Source organism: Micromonospora sp. NPDC048999 (assembly GCF_040649295.1).
Taxonomy (GTDB): Bacteria; Actinomycetota; Actinomycetes; order Mycobacteriales; family Micromonosporaceae; genus Micromonospora.
The window spans coordinates 266,339-274,788 of sequence record NZ_JBEZFI010000005.1 but is presented as its reverse complement, the minus strand read 5'-3'; the positions used below and the strand labels follow the sequence as shown (position 1 = coordinate 274,788).

General features: G+C 70.9%; 6 protein-coding genes and 1 rRNA gene. 5 read left to right on the top strand and 2 right to left on the bottom strand.

Translation table 11 applies throughout. The features are described from left to right. Both rrf and AB0C02_RS10580 read left to right on the top strand, forming a co-directional pair. A 5S ribosomal RNA gene (gene rrf, locus AB0C02_RS10585) occupies positions 1-93 on the top strand; the annotation flags it as partial. Positions 94-269: 176 nt separating this feature from the next. Next, positions 270-896, top strand: a complete 627-nt coding sequence (locus AB0C02_RS10580; RefSeq protein WP_357543332.1) for an NAD(P)-binding domain-containing protein — start codon at positions 270-272, stop codon at positions 894-896. Positions 897-969: 73 nt separating this feature from the next. Here AB0C02_RS10580 and AB0C02_RS10575 read toward each other — a convergent pair whose 3' ends face one another. Then, positions 970-2,784, bottom strand: a complete 1,815-nt coding sequence (locus AB0C02_RS10575; RefSeq protein ID WP_357543330.1) for a VanW family protein — start codon at positions 2,782-2,784, stop codon at positions 970-972. Between the two features lie 193 nt (positions 2,785-2,977). Between AB0C02_RS10575 and nudC the strand changes: the two genes are divergently transcribed. From nudC to AB0C02_RS10560, 3 genes are all read left to right on the top strand, one after another. After that, positions 2,978-3,901 (top strand): NAD(+) diphosphatase, encoded by a 924-nt coding sequence (gene nudC, locus AB0C02_RS10570; RefSeq protein ID WP_357543328.1) that lies wholly within the window; start codon positions 2,978-2,980, stop codon positions 3,899-3,901. A 451-nt stretch (positions 3,902-4,352) separates the two neighbouring features. After that, positions 4,353-4,901: a DUF6230 family protein gene (locus tag AB0C02_RS10565; protein ID WP_357543371.1), complete on the top strand. Its 549-nt coding sequence runs from the start codon at positions 4,353-4,355 to the stop codon at positions 4,899-4,901. An 80-nt stretch (positions 4,902-4,981) separates the two neighbouring features. Continuing rightward, positions 4,982-6,544: a DUF6114 domain-containing protein gene (locus tag AB0C02_RS10560; RefSeq protein ID WP_357543326.1), complete on the top strand. Its 1,563-nt coding sequence runs from the start codon at positions 4,982-4,984 to the stop codon at positions 6,542-6,544. A gap of 66 nt (positions 6,545-6,610) precedes the next feature. Here the strand turns inward: AB0C02_RS10560 and AB0C02_RS10555 are convergent, their stop codons facing one another. Beyond that, positions 6,611-8,281, bottom strand: coding sequence for a DUF885 domain-containing protein (locus tag AB0C02_RS10555; RefSeq protein ID WP_357543324.1), 1,671 nt, complete (start codon positions 8,279-8,281; stop codon positions 6,611-6,613). Positions 8,282-8,450 lie beyond the last annotated feature (169 nt).

Sequence of the window (8,450 nt, the reverse complement as noted above, 5' to 3'; positions counted from 1 at the left end):
ACGCCCGGTCACATTCCGAACCCGGAAGCTAAGCCCTCCAGCGCCGATGGTACTGCACTCGGGAGGGTGTGGGAGAGTAGGACACCGCCGGACAAACTTTCGGTCAGGGGCACCCTTCGGGGTGCCCCTGACTGCGTTTCCCTGGCTATTTCCTGGCCGGATCAGGCGGGTTAGGTTCAGGAATCCCCGCGTACCGCCTGCCGGGTCTCGTACCGTCGATGCCGGGGCCGCCTGGCGCCCCGGCACTGCTGGCGGAGGCAGGAGTGGTCATGAAGATCGGAATCATCGGGTCGGGTCACATCGGTGGCACCCTCACCCGTCGACTGCGTGCACTGGGCCACGACGTGACCGTGACCAACTCACGCGGGCCGCAGAGCCTGACCGAGCTCGCGGCGGAGACCGGCGCCACGGCCGGCACGCTGGAGGAGACCGTGCAGGGTTCCGAGTTGGTGGTCATCGCCGTACCGGTCAGGGCGGTGCCGGACCTGCCGGCCGCGCTGTTCGACGGCAAGCTGGTCGCCGACGCGGACAACTACTACCCCGAGCGGGACGGCGAGATCCCCGACCTGGTCGACCGTAGCCTCACCTCCAGTCGCTGGACCGCGGAGCACCTCAAGGGCGCCCGGGTGGTGAAGGTCTTCAACACCATCCGGGCTGCGCACCTGATGGACAACGGTCGGCCGGCGGGCGCACCCGACCGGATCGCCCTGCCGGTGGCGGGCGACGACCCGGCCGCCAAGCAGGTAGTGATGGAGCTGGTGGACGAGCTGGGCTTCGACCCCGTCGACGGCGGGACGCTCGACGCGAGCTGGCGGCAGCAGCCCGGCACGCCGGTCTACGGCGCCGACCGCGACGCGGACGGCGTACGGCAGGGGCTGGCCGCGGCGCGGCCCTGAGGGCGTACGACATGGGAAAGCCCCGCCGGTGACGCAGCCGGCGGGGCTTGCAGGTGCCTGACCTGGACGGACGTCAGGTGGCGGGCTTCGGGCCGCAGATGAAGCGCGGCTCGGGGGCGTAGCGCCAACTGAACTTCTCCCGCTTGATCACCTTGCCGTCCTCGGTGATGACGCGGTAGGCGTCCTGGGCGAAGCCCACGCTGCCCTCGGCGGCGATGCACGTGGGGCCCGGCTCCAGGTGGACCGTGTTGGGTTGGGAGATGTCCCGGCGGGGGCCGTACTCGGTCTTGACGCTGTCGTAGATTTTGGTGCTCCAGATCGACACGGTGACGCTGCCGGACGTGTAGGACGTGTTGATCAGGATGCCGTGCGGGGTGTTGTTGCGGAACTTCAAGTCGAGTTGCGGCCAGTAGATCGTCGACTCGATCACCGCGGGGTAGCGGCTGAAGTAGAACGAGTGCGGCTTGTGCTCGACATCTTCCAGCCCGGCGTAGTAGGCGGCGTTGAACAGCGTCGTGGTGAACTGTGAGACGCCGCCGCCCACCCCCGGCACCAGCTTGCCGTTGACGATGGTCGCCGCGTCCTGGTAGCCCTGGTCGTATCCGCGCTCGCCGGTGTGGCCGTTGAGCGAGAACGTCTCGCCGGGCTTCACGATCGCGCCGTTCACGTCCTTCGCCACCCGGATGATGTTCTGGCTGCGCGGCGAGGAAAGGCCGCCGGTGAACCGCGTGGTGAAGGTGGAGACCCGTTCCTTGATGCCCAGGTCGGCCAGCTTCGCCTCGGTCAGTTCCGGCTCGACCGGCTTCAGCGTGGCGGCCACCGTACGACCGTCCGCCTGCGGCAACACGGCGAGCAGGTCGCGACTCAGCGCGGTCGCGTCGACCTGTTTGCCGGCCCGGCCGGGCACCGTCTTCGGCTTGCCGCCGGCAATGGTCAGGCTCGCGTCCCTCGGCTCGACTTCGATCTTTGTCAGCCGGTCGCCGAGCGCGGCGCGTAGCCGTTTCATGTCCACCCGCGGGTTCAGCCTGCCCGCGTCGTCGGAGAAGAAGCGCAGGCCGCTGGCGATCGCGGCGGGTGGAATGGTGACCGAGCCCTGATCGGTGGAGAGTGTGACGGGAGCCGACACCGCCGGCTCGGCCAGCTCGGCGACGAGTCGGTCCACCTCGGCGCGGCTGGTCGCAGGCCACTTCTCGACCAGCGGCACGGTGACCGGCCGGCCGGCGAGCCAGCCGGCCTTGACCGTGTCGGCCGCGCCGGGGTCCACCGTCAGGGCCGGCTTCGGGTAGACCGGTTTCGGGGTGGTGCCGGTGAAGATGATGGCCGGCATGGTCATGTCCCGGCCCTGGTCGCCGAGCGCCCGGCTCAGCGTGGCGTCCAGCCTGGTGGCGTCGACGACGACCACCGGCTCGACCGTGCGGGAGCCGACCAGGCGGCTTACCGGGTGCGCCTCGGCGGCGGCAGCCGCCGCCACGGTGGCGCCCACGTCGATCGCGAGGCCGATGTCGGCCGGCTGCACCTCGACGCGCTGCTCGCCCACGGTGATGCTGATCGGGGCGTTCAGCGCCGCCGACCGCTGGTCCAGTTCGGCGCGGAGCGCCTGGGCCGCGCCGGCCCGGCTCCGGCCGCCCAACTCGGTGCCGAGCACGATGGTGCCCCGGGGCACGTCCCCCGCGTACGCGTAGGCGCCGGCTCCGGCGACGCCGGCGAGCACGGCCGCGGCGACCCCGCCGGCGAGCAGCAGCCGCCCGCGGCGGGTCGGCGTGGGGCCGGCGGGTCGGGCCGGCGTCGGTGCGACGGCGTCCGGCTCGTCGTCCGGCCAGCTCACCGCCGTGACCTGCACGGTGGGCCGGTCATCGGCGGGCGGCAGTTTGTCGCCGTACAGCGTCACAGCAACCTCGATCGGAAGTACCACGGGGGATGGCTTTCCCCGCCCGGAAGACACCTACGGTAACTAACGCGTGAGCCGGCCAGGAATCGCCGGTCGGCGCTCGGCTACCTGTCCTGGCTGCTCGGCGCGGGTGTCGCGACGATCACCTGCGCCTGGTGGGTGCGGCGGCCGGTGGGCGTGCGACGGTGTGCGGGTGCGGACGAATGAGCGGGGCCTGGCGTACGGCGGTGGGTGGCTGGACCGGGCGGCTGGGCTGCGGACCGACCCGGGGTGGATCGCTGCGCGGCTGACCGACCGGGAGAGCGTGCTGCTGCCGCACTGGCGGGACCGCTGCCTGGTCGCGGCGGATCGGATGCCGGTGCGCCTGGCCGCCGTCGCCGCCGCCGGGCTGCTCGCCGCCGCCGCCGAGACGGTCTTCCTCGGGCTGGACGCGGGGCGGGCGATCTTCGCCGCCGACCTTTCCGGTCGGCCCGAGCGGGAGGCGCTGGCGTTGGCCGGTGCGGCCGAGGCGGTGGACGTGCGGGCCCTGGTGGGCGCGCTGACACCGGCCGAGGCGGCCGTGCAGGCGTACGCCAAGGGGTTGCTGCACTGGCACCGGGGGCAGCGATACTGCGGCGGCTGCGGGGCGCCGACGGTGGCGCGGGACGGCGGGCACACGCGGTCGTGTGCCGGTGCTGGCTGCGGCCGGCTGCTCTTTCCCCGGATCGAGCCGGCGGTCATCGTGCTGGTCGAGGCGCCGGGCGAGCCGGAGCGCTGCCTGCTGGCCCGGCACCGGGGCGCGCCGGAGGGGTCGTGGTCGACGTTGGCCGGGTTCGTCGAGGTCGGTGAGACCCTGGAGGACGCGGTCCGCCGGGAGTTGGTCGAGGAGGCCGGGGTGACCGTCGTGGACGTGTCGTACCAGGGGTCGCAGGCGTGGCCGTTCCCGGCGGGGTTGATGGTCGGCTTCCGGGCGACGGCGGCGTCGACCCAGGTGCGGGTCGACGGCGAGGAGTTGGTGGACGCGCGTTGGTTCACCCGGGAGGAGTTGCGGGCGCGGGTCGCCGATGGGCATCCGCTGGGTCGGATCGACTCGATCGACCATCATCTGTTGGGGTCCTGGCTGAATCGAGTGATCTGAATCGCAGGCACCGGATGGTCAGTCGCTTCCGCCGGACGGGTGAACGCCCGATCATCCTCAGCGGTTTGTCAGCCTGCCGTTACCGAACTGTGATGAAAGTCCGTCATGCCTACCGCAGGTGAGAACGGTCTGCCCTCCTGTCGTAATCGCGATGGTTTGCCCGGGGTCGATGGCCGTCAAGATATTCACCGTCGGTAATCATTGGCGCGAATGTCGGCGCGCACGTATTACTGGTCAGTAGCAGGGTCTTGTGAGCTGTGTCGCTTCGCGAGAGCATCCAATCCGCGCACTGCGTGAGCCGTCGGCACGACGGCAGCCGCGTCGCCCCGCAGCTTTCCCCGTCCCGCGTCGCGTCCCGCGTCCGGTGACGCACCCTCTCGAGGAGGACCCCGTGAGTGAATCGGAAGACCGCCAGGTCGGTGGCGGCACCCGCTGGCGTCGCTTCGCCGCAATGATGGTGCCGGCGACCGCCGTGGCCGGCGCCATCGTGTTCGGCATGTCCAACGGCGCCATTGCCGCGTCGTTCAACGTCTCGGGCCAGACCTTCAAGGTCGGCGCCTCGAAGCTGGTCGGTAAGGGCTTCAAACAGTACGGCGGCATCGCCGTGGAGAAGGACGGGACCCAGCACCCGGTGGCCGTCTCCGAGATCGCCACCGCCAGTCTGTACGACCTGTGCCAGTCGGTCGACGCCAGCCTGCCGGGCGTGCCGATCGTGCTGACCATCAACGCCGGCGGTCGCGGCAAGCCGGCCGAGGCCAGCGGCATGCTGATCGAAATGGACTCCCTCGAGGGCGACGCGGAGTTCAAGAAAATCGACATCGGCCGCGACGCGAGCGACCTGAACTCGCACGCCAAGCAGGGGACCTTCGGACAGAGCGCCGACGAGGTGACCATCACCGGCCTGAAGCAGGTGGCCCGCTCCACCAGCGCCGGCACCTTCAAGCTGACCGGCCTGAAGATGAAGATCAACATTGGCAAGGATGCCAAGGAATGCTTCTGAACTGATGCCGAGGCCCGCGGAGGGCGCCCTCCGCGGGCCTCGTTCACGTCTCACCACGTCAGCACTGCCAGGAGGAGTACGTGACAAGCGCCGAGACGCAGCACGTCCGGCCCGGCCGGTTCGGTCAGGCGTGGCGTGATTTCCGCCGGTGGCGGCGAACGCGGCCGTTCTGGGGTGGGCTCCTCACCGCGTTGGCCGGCCTGGAGATCTTCGGCAGTACGAAGATGAGTTTGAACGGGCTCACCTTCGCGATGGGACCGACCGGATTTCTCGCCTGGCTGATCCCGGCCATCCTCGCCACCTGCGGCATGCTGCTCTGGTTCAGCCCGCAGCAGCGGATGTTCTACTCCGTCGTTGCCGCGGTCACCGCGGTCTACTCGCTGATCGGGGTGAACCTCGGCGGCTTCTTCATCGGCCTACTGCTCGGCATGATCGGTAGTGCGCTCGGCTTCGCCTGGGTGCCCGCCCGCAGGCCAGCGACGGCCGGGGACGGGCCGGTTCCGGACGAGGACACGGTCGGCGGCGAGGAGGAGTTGGCCCTCGTCGACGAGCTGCTGCCCCGGCAGCGCGAGGAGGAGACCACCGGCGTCCTCACCGACACGCTGCCCGAGCCGCGTAACCCGCTGCTTGAGGCGGCTCCGGCGGAACCGCCGGCCGGTGCCGCCGACTCCACCCAGTCCCTGCCGGCCGTCGGCCCGGACACGCCGCACGGGCCGGGGCGGCACCGCGACCCGAAGCTGTACGCGATCCTGCTGGTGCTCGTCAGCATGTCCATGGCCGGCCTGGTCGCGCTTCGGGGCGAGGAGGTCGCCCTGGCCTCGCCCGCCGGCTGCCCGACTCCCAGCCCGGCCGCTCCCAGCCCTGCCGATCCCAGCTCGGCCGCTCCGAGCCCGTCCGCCTCAACCCCGGACTCCGGCTCGGCCAGCCCGATCCCCGAACCGACCGAGGAGGGCTCGGACGGCAACCTGCTGACCGGCATCGTCGACGGAGTCACCCGGCTGGTCACGGGTGGGCACCCCGCCGGCGCGGCCGCTCTCGCGGCGGTCCCCGCCGGCCCGGCGGCGACCAAGACCGTCGTCACCATCACCCCGGTCCGCGCCGTGCCGAAGCCCGCCCGGCCGGGAAAGCTGAACACCGAACCGTGCGACAGCCCGGCGCCGACCACGCCGGAACCGGTCGAGGTGGGTGAGCCGCTGCCCCAGATCGCCGCCGACCCGGGGCAGCCCCAGGTCGCCGCCCGACCCTCGAAGCTCACCGGGTCCAAGGTGACCATGACCGGGCTGCGGTTCGAGGGCATCGTCGAGCTGCCCATCGAAGGCGGCACCCTGAAGTGTTTGAAGTTTTCCATGACCAAGGGCGTGACGGACGACTTCGTCCTGCAGGCCGACGGGCCGGCGGGCCGCCGGCAGCGGTACGTCACCAAGCAGCTCGCCGTCGAGGGTGATGTCGCCTTCTACGCCACCCGCTTCGTCGGACGGCTCGAGGGTGTCAAGATCACGCTTACCCCCGAACTGCCGCTGCCGCACGGCCTCCCGGTCACCTCGCCGGTGTCCGTCACCTTCACCGACCCGGTGATCGACCTGGCGTTCGTCGACTCCAAGACGCTCACCGCCAAGCCGGCGCTCAAGCTCGACCTGGCCTGATCACGCTCGACACGCGAAACGGCCGGGAGCCGGAGGAGACCTCCGACTCCCGGCCGTTCGTCGTCCCTACAGTCGGGCCAGCGCCCGGCGCAGCGGGTCGAGCCCCAGCGCGCCCAGGTCGAGCGCCTGCCGGTGGAACTCCTTGAGGTCGAAGTCGGCGCCCTTGCGGGCCTTCGCCTCCTCCCGCGCCTGCAGCCAGATCCGCTCGCCCACCTTGTACGACGGGGCCTGCCCCGGCCAGCCCAGGTAGCGGTTGAGTTCGAAGCGCAGGTTCTCGTCCGGCACCCGGCAGTGCGCCCGCATGAACTCCCAGCCCAGCTCCGGCGTCCAGCGCTCGCCCGGGTGGAAACCGAACGGGTTGTCCCGGGGGATCTCCAGCTCCAGGTGCATGCCGATGTCGACGATCACCCGGGCCGCGCGGAACGCCTGCCCGTCGAGCATGCCGAGCTTGTCGCCCGGGTCGTCGAGGTAGCCCAGGTCGTCCATCAGCCGCTCGGAGTAGAGCGCCCAGCCCTCACCGTGCCCGGAGACCCAGCAGAGCAGCCGCTGCCATCGGTTGAGCAGGTCGGCGCGGACGGCGGTCTGGGCGACCTGCAGGTGGTGGCCCGGCACCCCCTCGTGGTAGACCGTGGTCACCTCGCGCCAGGTGGAGAAGTCGGTGACGCCCTGCGGCACCGCCCACCACATCCGGCCCGGCCGGGAGAAGTCCTCGCTGGGGCCGGTGTAGTAGATCCCGCCGTCACTGGTCGGGGCGAGGCAGCACTCGATCCGGCGGACCTGCTCGGGGATGTCGAAGTGGGTGCCGTTCAGTTCGGTGATCGCCTTTTCGGCGAGCGCCTGCATCCAGTCCCGGAAGGCCTCCTTGCCCTTGATGGTCCGGGCCGGGTCGGCGTCCAGCGCCGCTACGGCATCATCGACAGTCGCGCCTGAACCCGCGATCCGCTTCGCAACGGCTCGCATCTCGCCCTCCAGGCGGGCCAGCTCCGCGAAACCCCAGGCGTACGTCTCGTCGAGGTCGACCTTGGCGCCGAGGAAGTACTGCGACGCCAGCTCGTACCGCTCCCGCCCGGCGGCCTGCTTCTGCCGGCCCTGCGGGGCCATCTCCTTGCGGAGGAACTGCCCGAACTCGGCGGTGGCCGCGGTGGCGGCGGCGGCGCCCTTGCGCAGCTCGGCGCCGAGTGTGCCGTCGACCCCGAGCCGGTCGGCCAGGCCGTGGAAGAAGTTGTCGCCGTTCGGGTCGGTCCAGATGTCGCACTGCTTGGCGACCTCGACCAGCTGCACCTGCGAGCTGATCTTTCCGGTCGCGGCCGACTCGCGTAGCGTGCGCTTGTAGCCCTCCAGGGCACTGGCGAAGCGGTTGAGTCGGGTGGCGATGTTGGCCCTGGCGTCGTCGCCCTCGGTCGGCATGAGGTCGAAGACCATGCGGATGTCGTGCAGCGCGCTGGCGATCACGTTGACCTCGCTGGTGGTCTCGCCGGCCTCGTGCCGGGCGAGATCCAGGCCGAGGCGCTCCTGCATCGCCTCCTTGGCGGTCCGCTCGGCCTCCGAGTCCGGCTCGGTCACGTCGAGGTCGGCCAGAGCGCGTCGGACCAGATCGGCGCGGGCCGCGTATCCGTCCGGGGAAAGGTCGTCGAGCTGGTCGTCGTAGCCGGCGATGCCGACGTAGGTGGCGCCGGTCGGGCTCAGCCGGGCCCAGTCGGCCACGTACTGGTTGGCGAGGTCATCGATTCGTCCCACGCTGCGACCCTACGTGACCCGGCCAGCCCGCTGTCGACCGTGTTTGCCGTGTTCAGGGCAGCAGGTCCGCCGGATCGAACTCGATCGGGAACGGCAGGTCGGTTGCTGTGGCGCACGACACCGCGTCCGATTTTCGCGGGACTTCGTCGTACCCCTGCGGCAAAGTGTC